Annotated in this window: 22 protein-coding genes; 12 read left to right on the top strand and 10 right to left on the bottom strand. The window is 73.2% G+C overall.

Annotated elements, in window-relative coordinates; genetic code table 11:
- Window positions 1–42 precede the first annotated feature (42 nt).
- Window positions 43–921, top strand: coding sequence for a CHAD domain-containing protein (locus ACWCYO_RS23510; protein ID WP_270148808.1), 879 nt, complete (start codon window positions 43–45; stop codon window positions 919–921).
- Window positions 922–1,040: 119 nt separating this feature from the next.
- On the opposite strand, the gene ACWCYO_RS23505 is transcribed toward ACWCYO_RS23510, so the two are convergent.
- Window positions 1,041–1,814, bottom strand: a complete 774-nt coding sequence (locus ACWCYO_RS23505) for a uracil-DNA glycosylase (protein WP_449785300.1) — start codon at window positions 1,812–1,814, stop codon at window positions 1,041–1,043.
- Window positions 1,815–1,962: 148 nt separating this feature from the next.
- Here ACWCYO_RS23505 and ACWCYO_RS23500 point away from each other — a divergent pair, with 148 nt between their 5' ends.
- Window positions 1,963–2,973 carry a slipin family protein gene (locus ACWCYO_RS23500; protein ID WP_449785299.1) on the top strand — a complete coding sequence of 337 codons (1,011 nt, stop codon included), beginning with the start codon at window positions 1,963–1,965 and terminating at the stop codon, window positions 2,971–2,973.
- A gap of 76 nt (window positions 2,974–3,049) precedes the next feature.
- A complete protein-coding gene (locus ACWCYO_RS23495) occupies window positions 3,050–3,502 on the top strand; it encodes a CBS domain-containing protein (protein ID WP_270148814.1) in 453 nt (150 codons plus the stop codon).
- A gap of 45 nt (window positions 3,503–3,547) precedes the next feature.
- Here ACWCYO_RS23495 and ACWCYO_RS23490 read toward each other — a convergent pair whose 3' ends face one another.
- Window positions 3,548–3,958 carry a PaaI family thioesterase gene (locus tag ACWCYO_RS23490; protein WP_270148816.1) on the bottom strand — a complete coding sequence of 137 codons (411 nt, stop codon included), beginning with the start codon at window positions 3,956–3,958 and terminating at the stop codon, window positions 3,548–3,550.
- 32 nt (window positions 3,959–3,990) lie between these two features.
- Complete coding sequence (locus ACWCYO_RS23485) at window positions 3,991–4,611, bottom strand: TetR/AcrR family transcriptional regulator (RefSeq protein ID WP_270148818.1); 621 nt, start codon at window positions 4,609–4,611, stop codon at window positions 3,991–3,993.
- 72 nt (window positions 4,612–4,683) lie between these two features.
- Between ACWCYO_RS23485 and ACWCYO_RS23480 the strand changes: the two genes are divergently transcribed.
- Both ACWCYO_RS23480 and ACWCYO_RS23475 read left to right on the top strand, forming a co-directional pair.
- On the top strand, window positions 4,684–5,265 hold the full coding sequence (locus tag ACWCYO_RS23480) for a DUF1453 domain-containing protein (RefSeq protein ID WP_449785298.1): 582 nt from the start codon (window positions 4,684–4,686) through the stop codon (window positions 5,263–5,265).
- Between the two features lie 42 nt (window positions 5,266–5,307).
- Entirely contained in the window at window positions 5,308–5,814 is a 507-nt protein-coding gene (locus tag ACWCYO_RS23475) for a hypothetical protein (RefSeq protein ID WP_449785297.1), read from the top strand.
- On the opposite strand, the gene ACWCYO_RS23470 is transcribed toward ACWCYO_RS23475, so the two are convergent.
- The gene (locus ACWCYO_RS23470) at window positions 5,815–8,748 is read right to left on the bottom strand and encodes an FAD-binding and (Fe-S)-binding domain-containing protein (protein WP_449785296.1); all 2,934 of its coding nucleotides are present in this window, start codon (window positions 8,746–8,748) and stop codon (window positions 5,815–5,817) included.
- 121 nt (window positions 8,749–8,869) lie between these two features.
- On the opposite strand from ACWCYO_RS23470, the gene ACWCYO_RS23465 reads away from it, so the two are divergent.
- Window positions 8,870–9,490 (top strand): hypothetical protein, encoded by a 621-nt coding sequence (locus ACWCYO_RS23465; RefSeq protein ID WP_449785295.1) that lies wholly within the window; start codon window positions 8,870–8,872, stop codon window positions 9,488–9,490.
- Window positions 9,491–9,497: 7 nt separating this feature from the next.
- Here ACWCYO_RS23465 and ACWCYO_RS23460 read toward each other — a convergent pair whose 3' ends face one another.
- Both ACWCYO_RS23460 and ACWCYO_RS23455 read right to left on the bottom strand, forming a co-directional pair.
- The gene (locus ACWCYO_RS23460) at window positions 9,498–10,502 is read right to left on the bottom strand and encodes a glycosyltransferase family 2 protein (protein WP_449785294.1); all 1,005 of its coding nucleotides are present in this window, start codon (window positions 10,500–10,502) and stop codon (window positions 9,498–9,500) included.
- Between the two features lie 205 nt (window positions 10,503–10,707).
- Window positions 10,708–11,433 (bottom strand): aggregation-promoting factor C-terminal-like domain-containing protein, encoded by a 726-nt coding sequence (locus ACWCYO_RS23455; RefSeq protein ID WP_449785293.1) that lies wholly within the window; start codon window positions 11,431–11,433, stop codon window positions 10,708–10,710.
- Window positions 11,434–12,179: 746 nt separating this feature from the next.
- Between ACWCYO_RS23455 and ACWCYO_RS23450 the strand changes: the two genes are divergently transcribed.
- Complete coding sequence (locus ACWCYO_RS23450; protein ID WP_449785292.1) at window positions 12,180–12,998, top strand: hypothetical protein; 819 nt, start codon at window positions 12,180–12,182, stop codon at window positions 12,996–12,998.
- Window positions 12,999–13,088: 90 nt separating this feature from the next.
- On the opposite strand, the gene ACWCYO_RS23445 is transcribed toward ACWCYO_RS23450, so the two are convergent.
- Window positions 13,089–14,540: an amino acid permease gene (locus ACWCYO_RS23445; RefSeq protein ID WP_405000745.1), complete on the bottom strand. Its 1,452-nt coding sequence runs from the start codon at window positions 14,538–14,540 to the stop codon at window positions 13,089–13,091.
- A 332-nt stretch (window positions 14,541–14,872) separates the two neighbouring features.
- Here ACWCYO_RS23445 and ku point away from each other — a divergent pair, with 332 nt between their 5' ends.
- Both ku and ACWCYO_RS23435 read left to right on the top strand, forming a co-directional pair.
- Entirely contained in the window at window positions 14,873–15,880 is a 1,008-nt protein-coding gene (ku, locus tag ACWCYO_RS23440) for a non-homologous end joining protein Ku (RefSeq protein ID WP_270148834.1), read from the top strand.
- A gap of 52 nt (window positions 15,881–15,932) precedes the next feature.
- Entirely contained in the window at window positions 15,933–16,217 is a 285-nt protein-coding gene (locus ACWCYO_RS23435; protein ID WP_270148836.1) for a hypothetical protein, read from the top strand.
- Window positions 16,218–16,250: 33 nt separating this feature from the next.
- Here ACWCYO_RS23435 and ACWCYO_RS23430 read toward each other — a convergent pair whose 3' ends face one another.
- Window positions 16,251–17,639 carry an NADP-dependent succinic semialdehyde dehydrogenase gene (locus tag ACWCYO_RS23430; RefSeq protein WP_449785291.1) on the bottom strand — a complete coding sequence of 463 codons (1,389 nt, stop codon included), beginning with the start codon at window positions 17,637–17,639 and terminating at the stop codon, window positions 16,251–16,253.
- Window positions 17,640–17,766: 127 nt separating this feature from the next.
- The gene (locus ACWCYO_RS23425; RefSeq protein ID WP_270148840.1) at window positions 17,767–18,048 is read right to left on the bottom strand and encodes a DUF6158 family protein; all 282 of its coding nucleotides are present in this window, start codon (window positions 18,046–18,048) and stop codon (window positions 17,767–17,769) included.
- A 141-nt stretch (window positions 18,049–18,189) separates the two neighbouring features.
- Between ACWCYO_RS23425 and ACWCYO_RS23420 the strand changes: the two genes are divergently transcribed.
- From ACWCYO_RS23420 to ACWCYO_RS23410, 3 genes are read left to right on the top strand one after another with little or no spacing between them, the layout of a single operon-like run.
- A complete protein-coding gene (locus ACWCYO_RS23420) occupies window positions 18,190–18,804 on the top strand; it encodes an ArsR/SmtB family transcription factor (protein WP_449785290.1) in 615 nt (204 codons plus the stop codon).
- The gene (locus tag ACWCYO_RS23415; protein ID WP_449785289.1) at window positions 18,801–20,099 is read left to right on the top strand and encodes an MFS transporter; all 1,299 of its coding nucleotides are present in this window, start codon (window positions 18,801–18,803) and stop codon (window positions 20,097–20,099) included. Before ACWCYO_RS23420 ends, ACWCYO_RS23415 begins: the two co-directional genes overlap by 4 nt.
- A gap of 50 nt (window positions 20,100–20,149) precedes the next feature.
- Window positions 20,150–21,148: an adenosine deaminase gene (locus tag ACWCYO_RS23410; protein ID WP_449785288.1), complete on the top strand. Its 999-nt coding sequence runs from the start codon at window positions 20,150–20,152 to the stop codon at window positions 21,146–21,148.
- A gap of 93 nt (window positions 21,149–21,241) precedes the next feature.
- Here the strand turns inward: ACWCYO_RS23410 and ACWCYO_RS23405 are convergent, their stop codons facing one another.
- Complete coding sequence (locus ACWCYO_RS23405) at window positions 21,242–21,823, bottom strand: dihydrofolate reductase family protein (RefSeq protein WP_270148847.1); 582 nt, start codon at window positions 21,821–21,823, stop codon at window positions 21,242–21,244.
- Window positions 21,824–21,872 lie beyond the last annotated feature (49 nt).

The following is a 21,872-nucleotide window of genomic DNA, read 5'->3' as shown; positions in this document are numbered from 1 at the left end:
CTGGAAAGCATCCCGGCGACCCCGACGAGGGGGTGCACAGCCATGGCGAGGCCCGAAACCACGGTCGGACAGGTACTGCTCGACCGCATCGAGGCCCAGGCGGTCGAGCTGGCCGGACTGGACGACGCCGTCCGGGCGGACGAACCCGACGCGGTCCACCGGATGCGGGTCGCCTGCCGGCGGCTGCGCAGCGCCCTGCAGACCTTCCGCGGCCTCCTCGCCCCCGGCGCCACCGACACCCTGGTCGCCGATCTGCGCTGGCTGGGCGCCGCGCTCGGCCGTGCCCGGGACCGCGAGGTGCTCGCCGAACGGCTGGCCGCCCGGGCCCGCGAGCTGCCCGCCGGCTGCGCACCGGAACGGGTCGCGGAAGCGCTGGAGCGGTGGGGCGAGGCCGAGTACCGCCGGGTGTGGCCCGAAGTGGTCGCCGCCCTCGACAGCCCCCGCCGCCGATCAATCGCCGCCGCCCTGACCGCCCTGGTCACCGACCCGCCGCTGCGCCCCCGGGCCGCCCGGGCAGCCGCCCCCGAGCTCTCCCGCACCGCCGCCCGCGAGCAGCGCCGCACGGCCGACCGCGTCCACACCGCACTGGCGGCGGGCCCGGAGGACCGCGACCGGGCCCTGCACGAGGCCCGCAAGGCCGCCAAGCGCGCCCGCTACGCCGGCGAGACCGCGGCCCCCGCGGTCGGCGCGGCGGCGGAGCGCTACGCGGAGCGGATGAAGGCCGTCCAGGAGGTGCTCGGCGAACACCAGGACGCGGTGGTCGCCGCCGCGGCCCTGGCCGACCGCGCGGCCACCGACGGCGAGCCCTTCGCCTACGGCGTGCTCTACGCGGGCCAGCTGGCGGCGGCCCAGGCGGCGCGCGAGCGGCTGGCGCAGGTGTGGGCGGGGGCGGAGAAGCGGAAGCTGGCGCGGTTCGGTTAGGGCGTGGTGGTCGACCGCTCGCGCTCACCCGAGGCCTCGGCACCACACCGGCGCGGGCGTGACGCTGCCGGTGGACGGCGGGATCGCCGCCATCCGACGGTTCGACGGGAGACCGGCCGCTACCGGGGGTGGAGCCCGGCCGAGAGGGCCGCCTCGCGGAGCAGCTCGCGGAGCATCGCGGTGGTGAGGCGGCCGGTGTTGGTGTTGCGCGGGCTCACGTGGTAGCAGCCGTAGAGCCGCAGGTCGGGGCCGCCGTCGCGAGCGGGGAGGGTGACCCGGGCGGCGTGGCCGAAGGCCGGGCGGGGGCGCGGGACCAGCCAGCCGGCGTCGGCGATCACCGGCAGCATCGCCTGCCAGGCGAAGCCGCCGAGGGCGACGACGGTCCGGACGGTGGGGCGCAGCAGCTGCATCTCGCGGGTGATCCAGGGGCGGCAGGTGTCGCGTTCGGCGGTGCTGGGCCTGTTGTCGGGCGGGGCGCAGCGGACCGGGTCGGTGATCCGGACGCCGTACAGTTCCAGGCCGTCGCCGTGGCGGACGGACTCGGGGCGGTTGGCGAGCCCGAGGTCGTAGAGGGCCGCGTAGAGGAGGTCGCCGGAGGGGTCGCCGGTGAAGATCCGGCCGGTGCGGTTGGCGCCGTGGGCGGCGGGGGCGAGGCCGACCAGGACGAGCGGGGCGTCGGGCGGGCCGAAGCCGGGGACGGGACGGGCCCAGTAGTCCCAGTCCTGGTAGGCGCGGCGCTTGGTGCGGGCGGTCTCCTCGCGCCATTCGACCAGCCGGGGGCAGGCTCGGCAGCCGGTGACGACGCGGTCCAGATCCGCGAGTCCGGTGGCGCGGGCGGCGGCCTCGGCGGGGTGGCGGGGGTGGCTCGGGTCGTCGGCGGGGACCAGCTGCATGGCCCCGATCCTAGGGCCGTCGGACCGTTCGTCCCGGCCTCCGCCGGGCAGGCGTAGCGTGGAATCAGTTGCTCCGGCGGCCCCCGGTCCGGTCCGGTCGGCGGTGGCCGGAGGCGCGGGTGTGCGCGGAGGCCGCGAGGAGGCCGCGATGATCGTCGATGCGGTGCTGGGGGCCCTCGGGGGGCTGGTCGGGCTGGGGGCGGTCTGGGCGGGGCTGAGCATCCGGGTGGTCCAGCAGTTCCAGAAGGGCGTGGTGTTCCGCTTCGGGCGGGTGCGCGAGGAGATCCGCCAGCCGGGGCTGGTCGCGCTGATGCCGATCGCGGACCGGCTGCGCCGGGTGAACGTGCAGATCGTGACGATGCCGATCCCGGCGCAGGAGGGCATCACCCGGGACAACGTGACCGTGCGGGTGGACGCGGTGGTCTACTTCCAGGTGCAGGACCCCGTGAAGGCGACGGTCAACGTCCAGGACTACAACTTCGCGATCTCCCAGGTCGCGCAGACCTCGCTGCGGTCGATCATCGGCAAGAGCGAGCTGGACGACCTGCTGGCCAACCGCGAACCGATCAACCAGGGACTGGAGTTGATGATCGACAGTCCGGCGCTGGGCTGGGGCATCCAGATCGACCGGGTGGAGATCAAGGACGTCGCCCTGCCGGAGTCGATGAAGCGCTCGATCGCGCGCCAGGCGGAGGCCGAGCGGGAGCGGCGGGCGCGGATCATCACGGCGGACGGTGAGTACCAGGCCTCGGAGCGGCTGTCGGAGGCGGCGGCGGTGATGAGCGCGACCCCGGCGGCACTCCAACTGCGGCTGCTGCAGACCGTGGTGGAGGTGGCGGCGGAGAAGAACTCGACGCTGGTGCTGCCGTTCCCGGTGGAGCTGCTGCGCTTCCTGGACAGTGCGACGGAGTCCCAGCAGCGGGATCTGCTGGCGGCCGCCGCGGTCGCCGCCGGGGCGAAGTCCGCGGAGCAGGCGGTGGAGAGCGGGGAGGTGCCCGAGCCGGAGCTCGACCGCGAGCAGCCAAAGCGCGAACTCCCGCCGCTGGAGGAGCTGTTGTCCCATTCGCCACTGCAGGGCACGGACCTGGAGGGCGGGTCGCTGGAGGGGGACGGGAAAGCCGGCGTGGAGGAGCGCCCGGAGCCGGAGGCGACGCCCTGACGGGTGCCCGGTGGCGTGCGGCATCGGCCCGGACCACGATGGACGAGAGGAAGCAAGCCAGGTCAGGAGGCGGACCATGACCAAAGCCAGCGACATCATGCATCAGGGCGCGGAGTGCGTCCGCGAGCACGAGACGCTCGCCGCCGCCGCCCGGATCATGCGGGAACGGCACGTGGGCGCGCTGCCCATCTGCGGGGAGAACGACAAACTGGTGGGCATCGTGACCGACCGCGACATCGTGCTGCGCTGCGTCGCGGAGGGGCGGGATCCGGCCCAGGTGACGGCGGGCGACCTGGCGCTCGGGCGGCCGATGACGGTGGAGGCGGACGAGGACTGCGAGCAGGTGCTGCGGGTGATGGAGCAGTACCAGGTCCGCCGGCTGCCGGTGATCAACCACCCGGAGCACAAGCTGGTCGGCATGATCAGTGAGGCGGACATCGCGCGCGGGCTGCCGCAGGCGCGGCTCGCGGAGTTCGTGACGGCGGTGTGCGCGGAGGAGCCGCCCAAGAGGGAGGCGCTGCAGGGCTGATCCGGCCCGATGCCCTGGGGTGACCGGTCCCGCGTACGGGACCGGTCACCCCAGTGCGTAGACGGTGGTGGCGCGGGCAGCGGGCTCCTCGGCGTCCTCGGCGGTGAGGGTGATGTCGAGGAAGGCGATCCGCCGCCCGAGCTTGGTGACCACGGCGTGGACCAGGACGTCCCGGCCGCTGACCGCGCGCTGGAAGCTGGTGGACTGCTGGACGGTGGTCATCGGCGCGAAGCCCCCGCGGGCCGCCGAGAGGGCGACCACGCAGGCGGTGTCGGCGGCGGCCATCAGCGCCTGGCCGGACAACCCGCCGCCCTCGCGGGCGAGTTGCTCGGACCAGGGCAGCCGCAGTACGGCGTGCCGCGCGCCGGTCTCCACGGTGGACAGGCCGAGTGCCTGTACCCAGGGAGCGAAGTCGTCGGCCAGGATCTTGTCCGCCTCGGCGGGGGTGAGGGTCACCCGGCCATTGTGCCAAGCGCGTTGGTGCGGTGTCAGGAAGTGGTCAGGGTGTCCAGGTGGCGGCGGAGCACCGCGCGCAGCTCGTCCGGGCCGACCAGGTCGGGGTGCTGGACGCCCTGCAGGGTGAGGCCGTCCAGCAGGGCGGAGAGGCGGCGGGTCTCGAGGTCGAGGTCGAGGCCGGGGAGCAGGGCGCCGGAACGCTCCATCTCGACCAGGACGCGCCGGACCAGCGCGTCCAGGCCGGCCTGCAGCTCGCCGGCGCGGGGCAGCAGTTCGGGCCGGGTGCGGGCGGCGGTGACGAAGGAGAGCCAGAGCGCGGACTCCTCCCGGCGCTCGGCGTCCAGCGGGAGGGTCTCGGCGAGCAGCCCGACGGTCTGTTCGCGCCGGTCGGTGCCGGGGCCGGGGTCCGGGTCGAGCAGGACGCGGGCGTGGGTGCGGATGCGGGCGTCGATCCGGCGGGCCAGCTCCTGCATCGCGAAGATCATCAGCTCGGAGCTGCCGGCGAAGTAGTGCCGTACCGAGCCGATGGCGAGTCCGGCCTCCTCGGCGACGTTGCGCAGCGAGGCGCGCTCCAGGCCCTCCCTGGCCGCGACGCGCAGGACGGCGTCCGCGACGGCCTGGCGGCGTTCCACGGGGTCGACGATCTTCGGCATGTTGCCGTTATAGCACGGACGAGCTAAATTCTGATTTAGCACGGTCAAGCTATAAAAATCCGGGGAGCAGGGATGAACAACTGGGTGCACGTGGCGCTGATCGCCGCCGTGGTGGTCGTGGTGGTGGTCCGGCGGCTGCGCGGCGAACCGCTGAACCCACGGGACCTGCTCGTGCCGCCGGTGGTGCTCACCGGCCTGGGCCTGTGGGCGCTCTCGCAGCACCACGGCCTCGGCGCGGGCGACTACGTCTGGATCGGGGCGGGAGCCGTGCTCGGCACCGCGTTCGGGGTGGCCCGCGGCGCCACCATCCGGGTCTACGAGCGCGAGGGGGTGCTGTGGCAGCGCTACACCGGCTGGACGTTCCTGGCGGCGGCGATCTCGCTGGCCCTGATGGCGGGTTTCGCGATGCTCGCCGAGCACCATGGCCTGGCGTCGGACGCCCGCCCGGTCCAGCTGTCGATCGGCGTCGGCTTCCTGGGGGAGGCCCTGGTGGTGGGCTACCGCGCGCTCACCTCCGGGACTCCCTTCGCGCCCGAGAGCCGGGACTCGAACTCACCTTTCGGGGGGCGGGACCTGGGCTCCCTGTTCCGTGGGCTGGGTCGCGGCTCGGACCGGGGCTCGGAGCGGGACTCGGACCGATTCGACCGCCGGTAACAATGGTTGTCGAAGTCCGAGTTGGTAACTGCAGTTGTCGCCATGACGACCGTGGAGATCACCGATGAGGAGCAGAGGGAGCTGGCCAAGGCCCTCCTCGAAGCGCTCAACCCCCTCGCCGCCGCCGTGCGCTCCCGCGCGACCGGGCTGCCCGAGGAACGGATGTGGGACGCGGAGCCGGTCGAGGTCGCCCTCTCCGTGCTGTCCGCCTGGAAGCTGGTGGACGCCGAGGTCAAGCGGCTCACCGCGACCGCGGCCGCCACCGCCGGCTCCTATGGCGCCAGCTACGAACAACTGGGCGCGGCCTGGGGGATCACCCGACAGGGCGCCCGGAAGAAGTGGCCGGAGGCCGTCAGCCGCCCGGCGGCCCGGCCGGACTCGCTCGAACTGTTCGGTGGAACCGCCGAGTTGGTCCGGGACGAGGACTCGGGCGGCTGGCTCTGGACGGCCACGGGTGCCGACGGGGAGAGCGGCCGGGCGGTGGTCGGGCACCTGAGCCGGGAGGAGGCCGCGGCGCACGCCGGGGCGTTCCTCGCCGGGCACGGGTAGTCAGTCGGTCGGCCGGGCGGCGGTCCGCAGCTCACGGGCGATCAGTTCTGCCAGGTGCAGCGCCCTTCGGCCGTCCGCGAGTTGGGCGATCTGGGTGCGGCAGCTGAAGCCGTCCGCCAGCAGCACGGTGTCGGGCCCGGCCGCCCGGACCTCGGGCAGCAGGATCCGCTCGGCGATCGCCTCGGACACCTCGAAGTGGCCCCGCTCGAAGCCGAAGTTGCCCGCCAACCCGCAGCAGCCGGAGTCCAACACCCGGTTCTGCAGGCCAAGTCGGGCCTCGACCCGGCGGTCGGCCGCGCTGCCGAGCACCGCGTGCTGGTGGCAGTGGGTCTGGGTGACGGCCTCCCGCCGGATCCGGGGGAGCGGGGCGTCCGGGGCGAGCTCGTCGATGAACTCGGCGAAGGTGCGGGTCCGTTCGGAGAGCGGGCGGCCGTCGGCGCCGAGCAGTCGGGGCAGGTCCTCGCGCAGGGTGGCGGTGCAGCTGGGGTCCAGGCCGATCACGGGGGTGTCGGCCGGGAGCCCGGCGGCCGCCAGCGTGCCCAGGCTGCGCCGCAACACCCGGCGGGCGGTGCCGAGTTGGCCGGTGGAGTACCAGGTGAGGCCGCAGCACACCGGCCCGTCGGGCAGCCGAGGGTCAAAGCCCAGGTGCTCGAGCACCTCGACGGCCGAGCGCAGCACGTCCGGCTGGAGGTGGTTGGAGAAGGTGTCCGGCCAGAGCAGCACCGGGCGCGCGTCCACCGGGGCGGGGTGGGCTGCGCGGTGCCGCCGGTACCAGCGGGTGAAGGTCTCGGGTGGGAAGACCGGCAGCACCCGGCGCCGGTCGATCCCGCCGAGCCGCTTGAGCAGGGCGCCGGCCGGGGAGCGGACCAGCGTGTTGGCCGCCCCCGGCGCGAGCGCGACCGCCCGCAGCCAGAGCGGCAGCCAGCCCATCGAGTAGTGGGCGAGCGGGCGCGGCCGGTGCCGGTAGTGCTGGTACAGGAACTCGGTCTTGTAGGTCGCCATGTCGACGTGCACCGGGCAGTCGCTCGCGCAGCCCTTGCAGCTCAGGCAGAGGTCCAGCGCCTCCCGCACCTCCGCCGAGCGCCAGCCGTCCGGGATCGCCTCCCCGGTCCGGCGGCCGGAATCCGCCGTCAGCCCGCGCAGCATCTCGGCGAGCAGCCGGGCCCGGCCTCGGGTGGAGTGCCGCTCCTCGCTGGTGGCCATGTAGCTCGGGCACATCACCCCGGTGGTCGGGTCCACGCACTTGGCGACGCCCACGCAGCGGTGCACCGCCTTGACCAGGCTCCCGCCGTCCCGCTCGTACGGCAGGGCCAGCGGCAGCGGTCGGCGCGGGGCGGTGACGAAGCGCAGGTCGGCGTCGAGCGGGCGCGGGTCCACCAGGGCGCCCGGGTTGAGCAGGTTCTCCGGGTCCCAGATCCGCTTGAACTCGCCGAACAGGCCGATGACTTCGGTCGGGTACATGCGCGGCAGCAGTTCGGCCCGGGCCTGCCCGTCACCGTGCTCGCCGGAGAGCGAACCGCCGTAGGAGACCGCCAGATCGGCGGCCTGCTCGAGGAACTCCCGGAAGACCAGCACCCCGTGGGGCTCGTCCAGCGGGAAGTCGATCCGCAGGTGCACGCAGCCGTCGCCGAAGTGCCCGTACGGGACGCCGCGCAGGCCGTGCCGGCGCAGCAGGGCGCGCAGGTCCCGCAGGTAGTCGCCAAGCCGCTCGGGCGGGACGGCGGAGTCCTCCCAGCCGGGCCAGGCCTCGCCGCCGCCGGGCAGCCGGGTGACGATCCCGGCGCCGGCCTCCCGGACGGCCCACAGCTGGCGCTGCTCGACCGGGTCGGTGACCAGGGCGACGGTGGCCGAGCGCTCCCGGCGCACCGCGTCGGCCAGTCGGCGGGCGGCCTGGTAGGCCTCCAGCGCCGTGGTGCCGCCGGCCTCCAGGAACAGCCAGCACTCGCCCGCGGGCAGCCGGTCCAGCGCGGGCGGGCGCGGGCCGGCCGCCAGCAGTGCGGCGATCAGGTCGGCCGCCATGCCCTCCGCGGTCAGCGGACCGTACGGCAGCAGCGCCGGGACGGCGTCCGCGGCGGCGCCCTCGTCGGGGTAACCGGCCACCACCAGGGCGCGCACCGGCGGATCCTCGACCAGCCGGACGGTGGCGCCCAGCAGCAGCGCGCAGGTGCCCTCGGTGCCGGTGAGCGCCCGGGCCAGGTGGTGGCCGTGCTCGGGCAGCAGCGCGTCCAGCGGGTAGCCGGAGGTGCGGCGCGGCAACCGGGGCATGCCCTGCCGGATGACGGCGAGGTTGCGGTCGGTGAACTCCTGGAGCCGGGTGTGGAGTTGGCCGAGCGGGCCGGGCAGCTCGCGCAGCGCCGCGCGCTCGGCGGCGGTCAGCCGCCCGCCCACGGTCAGCTCGGTGCCGTCCGCGAGCAGCAGCTCCAGCCGTTCCACGTTGTCGGCGGTGCGCCCCCAGGCGAGCGAGTGGGAGCCGCAGGAGTCGTTGCCGATCATGCCGCCGATCGTGCAGCGGCTGTGGGTGGACGGGTCCGGGCCGAAGCGCAGCCCGTACGGCTTGGCGGCGCGCTGGAGGTCGTCCAGCACGGTGCCGGGCTGGACGCGCGCGGTGCGGGCCTGCGGATCGATCTCCAGCACCGAGCCGAGGTGGCGGCGGAAGTCCAGCACCACCGCGCCCGGGCCGATCGCCTGCCCGCCGATGCTCGTCCCGGCCCCGCGCGCCACCACCGGCACCCGGTACCGGCGGCACAGCGCCAGCGCGGTGCGCACGTCGTCCAGGTCGGCGGGCTTGACCACACCGAGCGGCAAGTGCCGGTAGTTGGAGGCGTCGTGGCCGTAGACGGTGCGCTCGGCGGCGCCGAAGCGGACCTCCCCGCGCAGCACGGCGGCCAGCTCACGGGCCAGCTCGGCCCCGGGGTCGGCGGACGGACGGCTCACCAGGGACCTCCCGGGCGGGTGCGGCAGCGGCTCCGCCGATGATCGCAGCCGGGGCGCCGCATGGGTACCGGGCACGACGGGGCTTCCGCCGACGGGGTGTCCTGTGACACCCTCGGCACTCATGATCAACGATCCCGCGGACCCGGCCGGCCCCGACGCCTACCTCGCCCGGCTGCCGATCGGCGAGCCGCTGCCCGTCCCGGCGGACGGCGCGCCGTCCTGGGAGATCTTCCCGTACGAGGGCGAGCTGACCGTCCGGCGGCTGCGCGAGCCGGAACTGCCCGAGCCGCCCCGCCAGGGCGAGGACGGTCCGGAGAGCTGCCAGCAGTGCGCCCGCCCGGACTCCGACTTCCTGTGGACCGACGAGCACTGGCGCCTGAGCGGCACCGACCAGCCGACCGGCCTGCCCGCCGCCCTGCTGCTCCAGCCGCGCACCCACCACGACCTGCTGGACCTGCCGATCGAGCTGTCCGCACAGCTCGGCCCGATGCTCCAGCGGGGCGAGCGGGCCGTGCTGTCGCTGGGCGGTATCGGCCGGGTCCACGTGAACCGCTGGGGCGACGGCGCCGCTCACCTGCACCTGTGGCTGATCGCCCGGCCCGAGGGCCTGACGCAGCTGCGCGGCTCCACCCTGCCGCTGTGGATGGACGTGCTGCCGCCGCTGCCCGCCGAGGTGTGGGCCGAGCGTGCCCGGCGGATCGCCGCCGCGATGGCCGCGGACGGCGGCACCGCGCACGCCTGAGAAGCGGCTACTTGCGCCCGGTGAGGGTGCCGCGGGCGATGTGGGAGAGCTTGGCGACCTCGAAGGCCGGGTAGGCGCCGCCGGCCAGCAGGGAGAACTTGATCCCCTCGCGGCCGCCCGGCCTGCGGTGGCCGGGCGGCATGAAGCGGCGGTGGTGCTCGGCGGCCCGGTGGAAGAACTGCGGCCGCTCGGCCCGGGAGACGCAGCCGGCGAGGTCGAAGACGAACAGGTAGTGCCGGATCATCCGGACGAACAGGGCGTCGCGCACCGCGTAGAGGTGGGGCTGGTCCTCCAGCAGGGCGAAGCTGCGCTCGTACTGCTCGAACAGGTCGAAGACGCTGCTGCCCGGGCCGCCGGCCGGGTGGACGGTCTCCCGGCGGCGCAGCTGGACGCACTCGCGCGCCAGCACGGCGGCCTTCCGGGCGCCCAGCAGTGCGGCGTGCACGACCGGGATCTCCTCGTACCGGCCGACGGGGAAGGCGAGCTCGAGCTCCTCCCAGTGGCCGCGGCGGATGAGCCGGTCCCAGACCAGCGGCGGGGCGCCGAACAGCTCCGGGTGGTCGAAGGGGGCGAACGCCTCCGGGCCGACCTCGGCGAGCAGCGCCTCGGCGCCGCCCGGCCAGTCCCGGTCGTTGTGGTGGCGGGAGTGGCCGAACAGCAGGACGTCCACCGGGCCGGTCTGCTCGAGCCGGTCGGCGAGCGCCTGGAGGGCGTCCCGGGGCAGCAGGTGGTCGGCGTCGAGGAACAGCAGGTAGTCGCCGGAGGCCCGCGCCGCACCCGCGTTCCGGCTCACCCCGACCCCGACCGCCGCGTTCAGGTGCAGTACCGACACCTGCGGGTGCCGGGCCGCGAACGCGTCGGCGAGCCCGCCCGCGGTCTCGGGGGAGCGGTCGGCGACCACGATCACCTCGACGTTCGCCAGGGACTGGGCGAGCAGCGAGTCCAGGCAGTCGGCGAGTTGTCCGTGCTGGTCGTAGGCGGGGACCACGACGCTGATCAGGGGTGAGGGCATGACGCCGGAGCGTAAGAGGGCGCGCGAACCGTGGCAAAGTGCTGACGGCGTGTAACTCAGGGCAAGGGCGGCAAATCGTACGAGCGTGCGCCATATCTTCACGTCACCTGCTGGGCGTGCACACGTCGACCGAAAACGCCGCGAGGCCCGCGACGCGGAGTGCGTCGCGGGCCTGGGGCGTGTACGGAGTGAAGGCCGGGCCGGCTTAGTACCAGTGGTGGGCCTGCCAGAACGACCAGGCGTCGCAGGGGCTGCCGTAGCGGCTGTTCATGTAGTTCAGGCCCCACTTGATCTGGGTGGCCGGGTTGGTGCGCCAGTCGGCGCCGGCCGAGGCCATCTTGGTGCCGGGCAGGGCCTGGACCAGGCCGTAGGCGCCGGAGGAGGCGTTCACGGCCAGCGGGTTCCAGCTGCTCTCGCGGTACACGATGTTGCTGAAGCACTGCAGCTGGCCGGCCGGCACGATCTGCGCGGCGATCTGCTGCGGGGTGCCGGAGTAGCTGTTGAGGTCCTGGCGCTGCTGGGAGCGGGAGGCGGCGGCGTCGGCCTGGGCCTTGGCGTCCGCCTGGGCCTTCGCCTCGGCCTCGGCCTGCGCCTGGGCGGCGGCCTGGGCCTGCGCCTGGGCGGCGGCCTGGGCCTGCGCCTGGGCGGCGGCCTGGGCCTGCGCCTGGGCGGCGGCGTCCGCCTGGGCCTTCGCCTGGGCGTCCTGGGCGGCCTTGGCGTCCTGGGCGGCCTTCTCGGCAGCGGCAGCGGTGCCAGCCTGGCCCTGGTCGCCGACCGGCTTGCCGTCCACCGAGACGGCGGCCGCCGGGGCGGCGGCCTCGGTGGTGCCCCCGACCTGCGGGATGGCGAGCGCGGCGGTGGCGGCACCGGAGACCACGAGGGTGGCGATGCCGGTGATCAGGGAGTTGCGGCGGGCATGGCTGAGCTGCATGGAGCGGGCGATCCTTTTCCGTCGGGGCCGTGCCGGGGGCACTGGGCGGGCATCGCGTGGGCTCCGGGTGAGCGGGGCCCGCGCGGCCGTCCGGGACGGCCGTGGCGCCCCGGCGGTGAGGCGGGGCGGGCGGGCTGCACACGGCGGACGGGGCCGGCCGGTGCTGCCTGGCGACGGGCCATTCTTGGCAGGACCGAGGACGGGTGGCAAAGGCCTTCGCTACTACGCCAGGTAGTGGCTGCGGGGAGGGCGCGGCCGGGCGCGGAGGGTGGTTTGGGTGATTTGCCCGAATTGTCCATCCGGGGGTCGCGGGCGGGCGACGACGACGGAACCTGAGGGCGTGAGGGCGGGTGGCCTGGGTTCTTCAGGCCGGGCGCGGCGACGGCGGGCGCGGTCCGGATGCGGCCGGGGCGGTGGGAAGGGTGCCCGGCGCAGGCAACCCACTATCCGGGGTCGTAGCTGTGAAACCCCTTGTGGGCGGGCTCACACGTTTGCGGGGCCGTGTTCGGCGCAGCGTGACTGATCCAGCACGCCCGGGGCCCGGGCAAGGAGTGGCCGATCGGCGCACTCCATGTGGCGCGAAAATCGCTGCCGGGATTCGCTGATACCGCACCGCCTGGACACTGCACGTGGCAGAAGGTCACCCGATTGTGACGAGAGGCGGGAGCGATCGAGCGCAAGGACGGCGCCGACGGCATCGGGTCCGTCCCGTCCTCCGCCCCGAGTCACCAGCTAGGAGATCCTCAATGAAAGCCACCCTGCGCCTGGGCAGCCTCGCCGGCTCCCTCGCTCTGGGCCTGGGCCTCGCCCTGGTCCCCGTCGTCCAGGCCAACGCGGCCTCGACCTTTGTCGCCTGCGGGGACATCGCGGGTCTGCGGCACGCGATCAACACGTTCAACGCCGCCGGTAACGGTGACATCGCGCTGCAGTCGGGCTGCACCTACACGGTGGTCAACACGGACAATGCCGACAACGCGATGCCCGTGATCACCGGCAACATCCGGATCGGCTCGTTCAGTGCCACGATCGCGCGCTCCACCGCTGTCGGGACGCCGTTGTTCCGGCTGTTCTCCGTGGCGACGGGCGGCAGCCTCACCCTGGACCAGGTGAACCTGACCGGCGGAAACCTCGACAACGGTGATGTCGGCGGCGCCGTCAACAACAACGGCTCGCTCACCGTTGCCCAGGCGACCCTCTCCGGGAACGCGGCGAAGTTCGGTGGGGCCATCGCCAACGAGCCCGGTGCCACGACCAACCTGGACGTCGTCACTGTTACCGGCAACACCGCCACCGTCAGCGGCGGTGCCCTCGTCAACGTCGGGACGCTGAACGTCAGCTCCTCGACCGTGCAGGGCAACGCGGCCGCCCAGGACGGTGGCGGTGTTCTGAATGTGAACGGCCAGACGAACCTCGTCAGCAGCCGGGTCACCGGCAACTCCGCGGGGACCTCGGGCGGTGGTGTCTTCGTCAGTGGCGGCCACGTGTCCGACATCGGCAGCACCGTCACCGGCAACGCCCCGAACAACTGCGCCCCCGCCGGCTCCGTGCCCGGCTGCACCGGCTGAGCGGCCCAGGAGCGTCCCCGAACGGCAAACCGGGCCCGGGAACCTCCGCAACGGTTCCCGGGCCCGGCGTTCAAGCGCGGCGCGGACGGATCAGGACTCCGTCGCCGCTGCCGCCACCGCCGCCCGCCGCCGTCGGCTCACCACGGCCGAGGCGCCGAGCACGATCGCCGCGGCGACCAGCGACAGGTACATCTGCTTGCGTCCGTCGGCGTCGGTGAACATGTACGCCACGACGAAGCCGATCATGCCGATGGCGACCCACGTCAGGTAGGGGTACAGCCACATCCGGACGGTGTGCCGCTCCGGCATCTCGCGCTCGATGATCTTGCGCATCCGCAGCTGGGTGATGCAGATCACCAGCCAGACGAACAGCGCGACGGCCCCGGAGGAGTTCAGCAGGAAGGCGAACACGGTCTTCGGCGAGGTGTAGTTGAAGAAGACGGCGACGAAGCCGAACACCACCGAGGAGAGGATGGCCACCAGCGGCACGCCACGCGAGGTCACGGTCGCGAAGGCCTTCGGGGCGTCGCCGCGCTGGCCGAGCGAGAAGGCCATCCGGGAGGCGGTGTACATCCCGGAGTTGAGGCAGGAGAGCACGGCCGTCAGCACGATCACGTCCATCACCTGGCCGGCGTGCGGGATGTTCAGCTGGTCCAGCACCGCCACGTACGGGCTGTCCTTGACCGCGGCGGAGTCCCAGGGCAGGAGGGTCACCACGAGCAGGATCGAGCCCAGGTAGAAGATCCCGATCCGCCAGATCACGCTGTTGGTGGCCTTGCTGACCGCCTTCTCCGGGTCCTCCGACTCGCCGGCCGCGAGGGTGACGATCTCGCTGCCCATGAAGGCGAAGACGACCGTGAGCATGCCCGTGAACACCGCGCCCACGCCGTGCGGCAGGAAGCCGCCGTGGCCGGTCAGGTTGGTGAGGCCGACGGCGTGGGTGTTCGGCAGGACGCCGAAGACCGCGAGCGCGCCGATCACCAGGAACCCGGCGATCGCGACCACCTTGATGCCGGCGAACCAGAACTCGAACTCGCCGTAGGAGGCGACCGAGAACAGGTTGGTGGCGGTCAGCACGGCCATGACTATCAGTGCCCAGCCCCACTGCGGCACGCCCGGGACCCAGCTGTTGAGGATCTTGGCGCCGGCCGTGGCCTCGACCGCCAGCACCACGACCCAGAAGAACCAGTACAGCCAGCCGATGGTGAAGCCGGCCCAGCGGCCCAGCGCGCGGTCCGCGTAGGCCGAGAAGGAGCCGCTCTGCGGGTCGGCCGCGGCCATCTCGCCGAGCATCCGCATCACCAGCACCACCAGCGCGCCGGCCAGGGTGTAGGAGAGCAGGATGCCGGGGCCGGTGGACGCGATGCCCGCGCCGGAGCCGACGAACAGGCCGGCGCCGATCACGCCGCCGATGGCGATCATCGACAGGTGGCGGTTCTTGAGCCCGGCCTTCAGGTGGCCGTCGCCACCGTGTCCGACCGGGCCGAGCTGGTCGGGGACCTGGGTGGTGTCCGCCGCCTGCTTGGTGGTGTCCGCACTCATGGAGTGTGTCCTCATGCCTTTCCAGCGCGGCATGACCCTCGGCTCGTCGCGCCGCAGGGTGGGGGACAGATCCGCGCATTGCGGTGCAACCTAACTTCTACGCACGAGTATCGGAACAATCCTTTGATAACTGTTCGCTTACCGAACGCAAAAGGCCAGGTCAGGGCAGGTATGGGGGTGGCATGGAAAGCTCAAATCTGATGCATCGTCAGAGGTTCGGCGGCGAGTCGGGCACCCCTCTCCGGCCCGTGGGCGGCGCGGTGTGGCCGATCGCGGCGAACCCGGGCACAGTGGGATTCTCGGGGCACTTCCGACGTTCTCGGAGCCACTCCATGCAGACGACCTGGAAGGGGACGATCAGCTTCGGCCTGGTCAGCATCCCCGTCCACCTCTACTCCGCGACCCAGGAGCACGACGTCCCGCTGCACCAGGTGCACGCCAAGGACGGCGGGCGGGTGCGGATGAAGCGGTACTGCGAACGGGAGGAGAAGGAGGTCCCGTACGCCGAGATCGCCAAGGGCTACGAGTCACCCGACGGCCGGACGGTCACGCTCAGCGACGAGGACCTCGCCGACCTGCCGCTGCCCAGCAAGAAGATCATCGACGTGCTGGCCTTCGTGGACGAGACCGAGATCGACCCGCTGATGTTCTCCAAGGCCTACTACGTGGGCGTCGCCGACAAGGCGGCCGCCAAGCCGTACGCCCTGCTGCGCGACGCCCTGGTGGAGTCCGGGCAGATCGCCGTCACCAAGATCGCGCTGCGCACCCGGGAGTCGCCCGCGGTGCTGCGGGTGCACGACGGCACGCTGGTGCTGCAGACGTGCATCTGGCCCGACGAGGTCCGTCCGGCGGCCGGGATCGCGCCCGAGGAGGACGTCACGGTGCGGCCGCAGGAGCTCAAGATGGCGCGGTCGCTGATGGACACCCTCTCCGAGGACTTCGACCTCTCCCAGCTGCACGACGACTACCAGCAGGCGCTCCAGCAGGTGATCACCGCCCGGTTGGAGGGCGTCGAGATCCCGCACGAGGAGGAGGCCGGTGAGGCGCCGGACAACGTGATCGACCTGATGGAGGCGCTGCGCAGCAGCCTCAAGCAAGCCAAGGGCGGGCGGGCGCCGGCCGGTGGGCGGGGGACGGCGGAGGAGCCGGAGGAGTCGGAGGAGGAGAAGCCGGCGTCCCGCAAGCGCGCTGCGCCGAAGAAGACGTCGGCCGCGAAGACGTCGGCCGCGAAGACGTCGGCCAAGAAGACCGCGGCCAAGAAGACCGCGTCCGCCAACAAGACCTCCGCGGCGAAGAAGACCACCACCCGCAAGTCCGCGGCTCCGCGCAAGGCCTCCTGACCGACCGCGCGGGCCGGGCGTTCCGTCCCGTCCAGCATTGGAGGCGATCCCGATGGACCTGCTCAGCTACAAGGAAGCCGAAACCGGTCCCGACGCCCCGAAGAACCCGAGCCTCGGGCACCGGGCCTGGCGCTGGCTGCTCAGCCTCAGCCCGACCGTGGTGACGTTCATGGTCGCGCTCTCGATCGGCCTGTGCATGATCGCCGTCCAGACGGCCTGGGACCCGATGATCGGGCTGATGGCCTTCTTCTGGTTCCTGACCTTCATCGCCCTGGTCGGCGTCGTGGCCCGCTGGGCGACGCCCGGCCGGGGCAGGCACCGGATGGCGGCCTCCTGACCCGGCCTGACTACGACGGTCATCCGGGAGGGCTCAGCCGATCCACACCGTGGTGACGTTGCAGAACTCCCGGATGCCGTGCCCGGACAGCTCCCGCCCGAAGCCCGAGCGCTTGACGCCGCCGAAGGGCAGCGCCGGGTGGGAGGCGGTCATCCCGTTGAAGAACACCCCGCCGGCCTGGATGTCGCGGACGAAGCGCTCCTGCTCGTCCTGGTCGGTGGTCCAGACGTTGGAGCTGAGCCCGAACGGGGTGTCGTTGGCGAGCGCCACCGCCTCGTCCAGGTCGGCGACCCGGTAGACGGTGGCGACAGGGCCGAAGGTCTCCTCCTGGTGGATCCGCATCGCCGGGGTGACGCCGGTCAGCACGGTCGGCTCGTAGAACCAGCCGGTGTCCCAGCCCATCGGGCGCTCGCCGCCGCACTCGACCCGGGCGCCGTGGGTGCGGGCGTCCTCGACCAGCTCCTCCAGGTCGTCCCGGCCCTGGCGGCTGGCCAGCGGTCCGACATCGGTGTCCTCGTCCATCGGGTCGCCGATCCGCAGCGAGCTCATCGCCTCGGTGAAGGCGGCGGTGAAGCGGTCGTAGACGTCGGTGTGCACGATGAAGCGCTTGGCGGCGATGCAGGACTGGCCGTTGTTCTGCACCCGGGCCCGTACCGCCGTGCCCACCGCGGACTCCAGGTCGGCGCTGGGCATGACCACGTACGGGTCGCTGCCGCCCAGCTCCAGCACCGCCTTCTTCACCTCGTCGGCCGCGGCGGCGGCCACCGCCCGACCGGCCGGCTCGCTGCCGGTGAGGGTGACGGCGGCGACCCGGCGGTCCCGGATCACGCCCTCGACCGCGTCCGAGCCGATCAGCAGGGTCTGGAAGCAGCCCTCCGGGAAGCCGGCCCGCTGGAACAGCTCCTCGATCGCCAGCGCCGTGCGCGGCACGTTGGAGGCGTGCTTCAGCAGGCCCACGTTGCCCGCCATCAGGGCCGGCGCGGCGAATCGGATCACCTGCCAGAACGGGAAGTTCCACGGCATCACGGCGAGCACCGGGCCGAGCGGGCGGTAGCGGACGTACGCCCGGGCGGCCCCGCTGTCGGCCACGTCGGCCGGGGCCGGGTGCTCGTCGGCGAGCAGGGCCTCGGCGTTGTCGGCGTACCAGCGCATCGCCTTGGCGCACTTGGCGGCCTCGGCCCGGGAGGCGGCGATCGGCTTGCCCATCTCCTCGGTCATCGTGCGGGCGAGTGCCTCCTGCTCCTGGTCCAGCAGGTCGGCCGCGCGGTGCATCAGTTCGGCGCGGCCGGTGAAGGAGGTGCCGCGGTAGCGGTGGAAGGCGGCCTCGGCGCGGGCCAGTCGCCGCTCGATCCCGGCCGCGTCGAGCGGTTCGAAGGTCTGGATGATCTCGCCGGTCGCGGGGTTGACGCTGGCGATGGGCATGCGGGGCTCCCAGAGGGTTCAAGAGTCGGGTGCGTCTGCCCTCACACCCTCCCCGACACCCCGCCCCCGGGCACGCCACCGCCGCCCGGCGTGTCCCGCCGGGCAGCGGCGTCCGCCGTTCCGGGGGCTATTCGGGCAGCGACTCCACTCGCGCCGCCGCCTCCCGGGCCCGGGCTCCGGCCCTGGTCCGCGCGGCGGTCACCTGCCGGTTGGGGAAGCGGTGCAGGTACTCGGCCTCCAGCTCCCCGGTGCGCAGCGTGTGCCGCTTCAGCGCCTCCTCCGAGCCGTACAGGAAGGTCTCGTGGCGGGTGCGGTGCAGCTGCTCCAGCTCGTGCAGCAGGGTGTCGTTGCCCAGAGCGTGCGGGGAGATGCCCGCGGGCCGGATGTGCGGGTCGTTGACGTGCCGCATCTCGGTACCTCCTCGGCGGAAGCCCCCTTCTACCCGGTGCCCGGTGCCCGGCGCCGGTACACCCGTTCGAGCGGACGGCAGTGCACAAGAGAAGTTGTGAAAGAGGTGTCGTACAAGAGTTCTTGCGGATATTCTCCCGTCATGGACGACACCACGGGCCGCACGCCCGAACTCGCCGAACAGCCGCGTGGCGCCCGGGAGATCCAGGACTCCCGGGTGCTCGCCGCCCTCACCCACCCGCTGCGCCGCCGGCTGATCGACCTGCTCAAGGTCGACGGCCCGGCCACCGTCGGGAGGCTGGCCGAGCGCACCGAGCAGGCGGTCGGCAACGTCAGCCACCACCTGAAGGTGCTGGCCGAGAGCGGGCTGATCGAGGAGGCGCCCGAACTCGCCCGGGACCGCCGGGAGCGCTGGTGGCGGCTGGCCGACCGCGAACTCAGCTGGACCAGGGCCGACTTCGACGGGGACCCGGTCACCGAGGCCGTCGCGGACGCGGCCGGATCGATCCTGCTGGAGCGCCAGGTCGAGCTGGTCCGGGAATGGTCCGTACGGCGCGGCGGGTACGGGCCCGACTGGCGGGACGGCTGCTCGGTGGCCACCCAGGCCTGGCTGCGGCTCACCCCGGACGAGGCCCGGGAGCTGGCCGCGGACCTGCACGAGGTGATCCAGAAGTGGGCCCTTCGACCGGTGCCCGAGGACGGGCGGGAGCGCGAGACCGTCCTCGCCTTCGCCCACAGCGTCCCGGCCAAGCCGTGACCGCCACCCTTGCCCCGCCGTCCGATGACCCCCAAGTCCGCTCCCGCTGGGGCCTGTTCGCCCAGCGCGACTTCCGGCTGCTGTGGGCGGGGCAGACCGTCAGCCGGCTGGGCAGCAGCGTCACCACCGTCGCGCTGCCGCTGGTCGCGGTGCTCACCCTGGACGCCGGGCCGCTCGCGACCGGCTTGCTGAGCGCTGCGATCTGGCTGCCGTGGCTGCTGTTCGGGCTGCCGGCCGGGGTGTGGGTCGGCCGGGTGCCCCGGCGGGCCGTGATGATCGGCTGCAACCTCGGCTCCGCCGCGCTGTTCGCCAGCGTGCCGGTGGCGGGCCGGCTCGGCGTGCTCACCATGGCGCAGCTGGTGGCCGTGGCCTTCCTCAGCGGCGTCTGCTCGGTGTTCTTCGGCGCCGCCGACCAGGCCTACCTGCCCGAGCTGGTGGCGCGGGAGGACCTGATCGAGGGCAACGCCAAGCTGACCGGCAGCGGCTCGGCGGCCGAGGTCGCCGGGCGCGGACTGGCCGGCCTGATCGTCCAACTCATGGGCGCGGCCGCCGGGTTGCTGATCGACGCGGTGAGCTTCCTGGTCGCGGCCGGCACCCTGCTGCGGATCCGCACCCGACCGGAGCCGGTGGTCCGGGAGCAGGCGGGCAGCATGCGCGGGCAGGTCCGGGAGGGGCTGTCCTTCCTGCTGCGCGACCCGTACCTGCGCCCCTTCCTGTGCTTCGGCGCCGCCGCCAACTTCGCCCTCATGGGGTACCAGTCGATCCTGGCGCTGTTCCTGGTCCGGGCGGCGGGGATCGCCCCCGGCTGGGTCGGCGCCCTCGCCTCCGCCGCCGCGGTCGGCGGCGTGCTCGGCTCGCTGGCGACCCGCCCGCTGTGCCGCCGGCTCGGGACGGCGCGCGGGACGCGGATCGTGCTGCTCACCGTCACCCCGTTCGGGCTGCTGATGCCGCTGGCCGGGCCCGGCCTCGGGGCGGCGCTGTACGTGGTCGGGTCGCTCGCCGTGGTCGCGGTGGTGGTGCTCTGCAACATCGTGCTCGGCTCCTTCCGGCAGACCTACACCCCGCCCGAACTGCTCACCCGGGTGACGGCCGGCTCGATGTTCGTCGTCCAGGCCACCATCCCGCTCGGCGCGCTGACCGGCGGTGCACTGGGCGAGGTGATCGGTCTGCGGGCGACGATGTGGGTGATGACCGGCCTGCTCGCGCTGGCCGGGGCACTGCCGCTCCTCTCGCCGCTGCGCACCCTCCGGGAGCTGCCCACGGCGCCCCCAGAGAACGGAAAGATCATAGGATGAATCATTCCGGACCTTCAGGTTCAGTCCCCAACAGCTCGGACAGATCGCACATGCCGCTTCCCAAGGCCGAACTCCACCTGCACATCGAAGGCACCCTCGAACCCGAGCTGGCCTTCGCCCTCGCCGCCCGCAACTCCGTCGCGCTGCCGTACGCCGACACCGAGCAGCTGCGGAAGGCGTACTCCTTCAGCGACCTCCAGTCCTTCCTGGACCTCTACTACGCGCTGATGGCCGTGCTGCGCACCGAGCAGGACTTCGCCGACCTCGCCGACGCCTACCTGGCCCGGGCCGCCGAGCAGGGCGTCCGGCACGCGGAGATCTTCTTCGACCCGCAGGCGCACACCGCCCGCGGACTGCCGCTCGGCACCGTGGTGGACGGGCTTACGCGGGCGCTGTCGCGCAGCGAGGAGCGGTACGGCATCAGCACCCAGCTGATCATGTGCTTCCTGCGCGACGAGTCGGCCGACTCCGCGCTGGAGACCTTCGAGGCCGCCCGCCCCCACTTCGACCGGATCGCGGGCATCGGCCTGGACTCGGCCGAGGTCGGCAACCGGCCGGCGAAGTTCCGCGAGGTCTACCGCCGGGCCGCCGAGGCCGGGCTGCGCCGGGTCGCCCACGCGGGCGAGGAGGGCCCCGCCTCGTACATCACCGAGGCGCTGGACGTCCTGGGCGTCGAGCGGATCGACCACGGGCTGCGCTGCCTGGAGGACGGCGAACTCGTGGCCCGCCTGGTCCGCGAGCAGATCCCGCTCACCCTCTGCCCGCTCTCCAACGTCCGCCTGCGTTGCGTCGACACCCTCGCCGACCACCCGCTGCGGGAGATGCTGGACGCCGGCCTGCTGGTCACCGTCAACTCCGACGACCCGGCCTACTTCGGCGGCTACGTCGAGGACAATTTCCGCGCCGTCCGCCAGGCCCTGGCCCTCGACCAGGAGACCCTGCGCCGGCTGGCCGCCAACTCCTTCCGCGCCTCCTTCATCGACGACCGCCGCCGCGCCGAACTCCTCGCCGAGGTCGAGCAGTTCACCTTCGAGCCGGCCGAGGGCTGAGCGAGGGCCGACCGAGGGCGGAGCGAGGGCCGACCGAGGGCTGAGCGGCCGGCACGGGCGCGGTGGTGGTTCGCCGCCGCGCCCGGCGGCGGTTCAGTCCAGTGGTGACGGCCCGCCGCGGGCGTAGTGCAGCAGGGTGACGCCGTTGGTGAAGCGGTGGGTGTCGGTCAGGGTGAGCGGAACCGAGTGGTCGATGGGGCGGAAGAGCAGGGTGCCGCGGCCGAGGACGACGGGGTGGACGTAGATCCGGAACTCGTCGATCAGGTCCAGGGCGAGGAAGGACTCGGCCAGTTCGGCGCCGCTGAGCGAGAGGTCACCGCCGGGGCCGGCGGTGAGGGCGGCGACCGTCTCGGGGGTGACCTCGCGGACGATGGTGGTGTTCCAGTCGGCGTGGTCGAGGGTGCGGGAGAAGACGGTCTTCGGCATCGCGCGCCAGATGCCCGCGAACTCCGCCATCGGGCCGTCGGCGGCCGGGTCCTGGTCGGCGGTGGGCCAGAACGAGGCCATCAGCTCGTGGGTGCGCCGGCCGGAGACGAAACCACCCATCCGGGCGAGTTCGCGGTTGAAGTGGGTGTGCACCTCGTCGTCGACCTGGTGCCAGCTCAGGTCGTGGTCCGGGCCCTCGAAGTAGCCGTCCAGGGACACGTTGACGAAGAGGACGATCCTGCGTCGCATGACGACCTCGCGGGGAGGAGGGTCCGCCGTCCGCTCCCGGGCCGGGAGC

Source organism: Kitasatospora sp. NPDC001683, from assembly GCF_053596495.1.
Note: the sequence above shows the minus strand (reverse complement) of the source record. Positions and strands in the feature narration are given on the sequence as shown.

What these genes read in the sequence shown, in the direction of transcription:
- ACWCYO_RS23475 (WP_449785297.1), top strand. Translation starts at nt 5,308, where the DNA reads ATGACGACCGTGGAGATCACCGATGAGGAGCAGAGGGAGCTGGCCAAG.
- ACWCYO_RS23410 (WP_449785288.1), top strand. Translation starts at nt 20,150, where the DNA reads ATGCCGCTTCCCAAGGCCGAACTCCACCTGCACATCGAAGGCACCCTC.
- ACWCYO_RS23450 (WP_449785292.1), top strand. Translation starts at nt 12,180, where the DNA reads ATGAAAGCCACCCTGCGCCTGGGCAGCCTCGCCGGCTCCCTCGCTCTG.
- ACWCYO_RS23405 (WP_270148847.1), bottom strand. Translation starts at nt 21,823, where the DNA reads ATGCGACGCAGGATCGTCCTCTTCGTCAACGTGTCCCTGGACGGCTAC.
- ku (WP_270148834.1), top strand. Translation starts at nt 14,873, where the DNA reads ATGCAGACGACCTGGAAGGGGACGATCAGCTTCGGCCTGGTCAGCATC.
- ACWCYO_RS23445 (WP_405000745.1), bottom strand. Translation starts at nt 14,540, where the DNA reads ATGAGTGCGGACACCACCAAGCAGGCGGCGGACACCACCCAGGTCCCC.
- ACWCYO_RS23500 (WP_449785299.1), top strand. Translation starts at nt 1,963, where the DNA reads ATGATCGTCGATGCGGTGCTGGGGGCCCTCGGGGGGCTGGTCGGGCTG.
- ACWCYO_RS23480 (WP_449785298.1), top strand. Translation starts at nt 4,684, where the DNA reads ATGAACAACTGGGTGCACGTGGCGCTGATCGCCGCCGTGGTGGTCGTG.
- ACWCYO_RS23420 (WP_449785290.1), top strand. Translation starts at nt 18,190, where the DNA reads ATGGACGACACCACGGGCCGCACGCCCGAACTCGCCGAACAGCCGCGT.
- ACWCYO_RS23455 (WP_449785293.1), bottom strand. Translation starts at nt 11,433, where the DNA reads ATGCAGCTCAGCCATGCCCGCCGCAACTCCCTGATCACCGGCATCGCC.
- ACWCYO_RS23465 (WP_449785295.1), top strand. Translation starts at nt 8,870, where the DNA reads ATGATCAACGATCCCGCGGACCCGGCCGGCCCCGACGCCTACCTCGCC.
- ACWCYO_RS23460 (WP_449785294.1), bottom strand. Translation starts at nt 10,502, where the DNA reads ATGCCCTCACCCCTGATCAGCGTCGTGGTCCCCGCCTACGACCAGCAC.
- ACWCYO_RS23430 (WP_449785291.1), bottom strand. Translation starts at nt 17,639, where the DNA reads ATGCCCATCGCCAGCGTCAACCCCGCGACCGGCGAGATCATCCAGACC.
- ACWCYO_RS23485 (WP_270148818.1), bottom strand. Translation starts at nt 4,611, where the DNA reads ATGCCGAAGATCGTCGACCCCGTGGAACGCCGCCAGGCCGTCGCGGAC.
- ACWCYO_RS23425 (WP_270148840.1), bottom strand. Translation starts at nt 18,048, where the DNA reads ATGCGGCACGTCAACGACCCGCACATCCGGCCCGCGGGCATCTCCCCG.
- ACWCYO_RS23435 (WP_270148836.1), top strand. Translation starts at nt 15,933, where the DNA reads ATGGACCTGCTCAGCTACAAGGAAGCCGAAACCGGTCCCGACGCCCCG.
- ACWCYO_RS23510 (WP_270148808.1), top strand. Translation starts at nt 43, where the DNA reads ATGGCGAGGCCCGAAACCACGGTCGGACAGGTACTGCTCGACCGCATC.
- ACWCYO_RS23505 (WP_449785300.1), bottom strand. Translation starts at nt 1,814, where the DNA reads ATGCAGCTGGTCCCCGCCGACGACCCGAGCCACCCCCGCCACCCCGCC.
- ACWCYO_RS23495 (WP_270148814.1), top strand. Translation starts at nt 3,050, where the DNA reads ATGACCAAAGCCAGCGACATCATGCATCAGGGCGCGGAGTGCGTCCGC.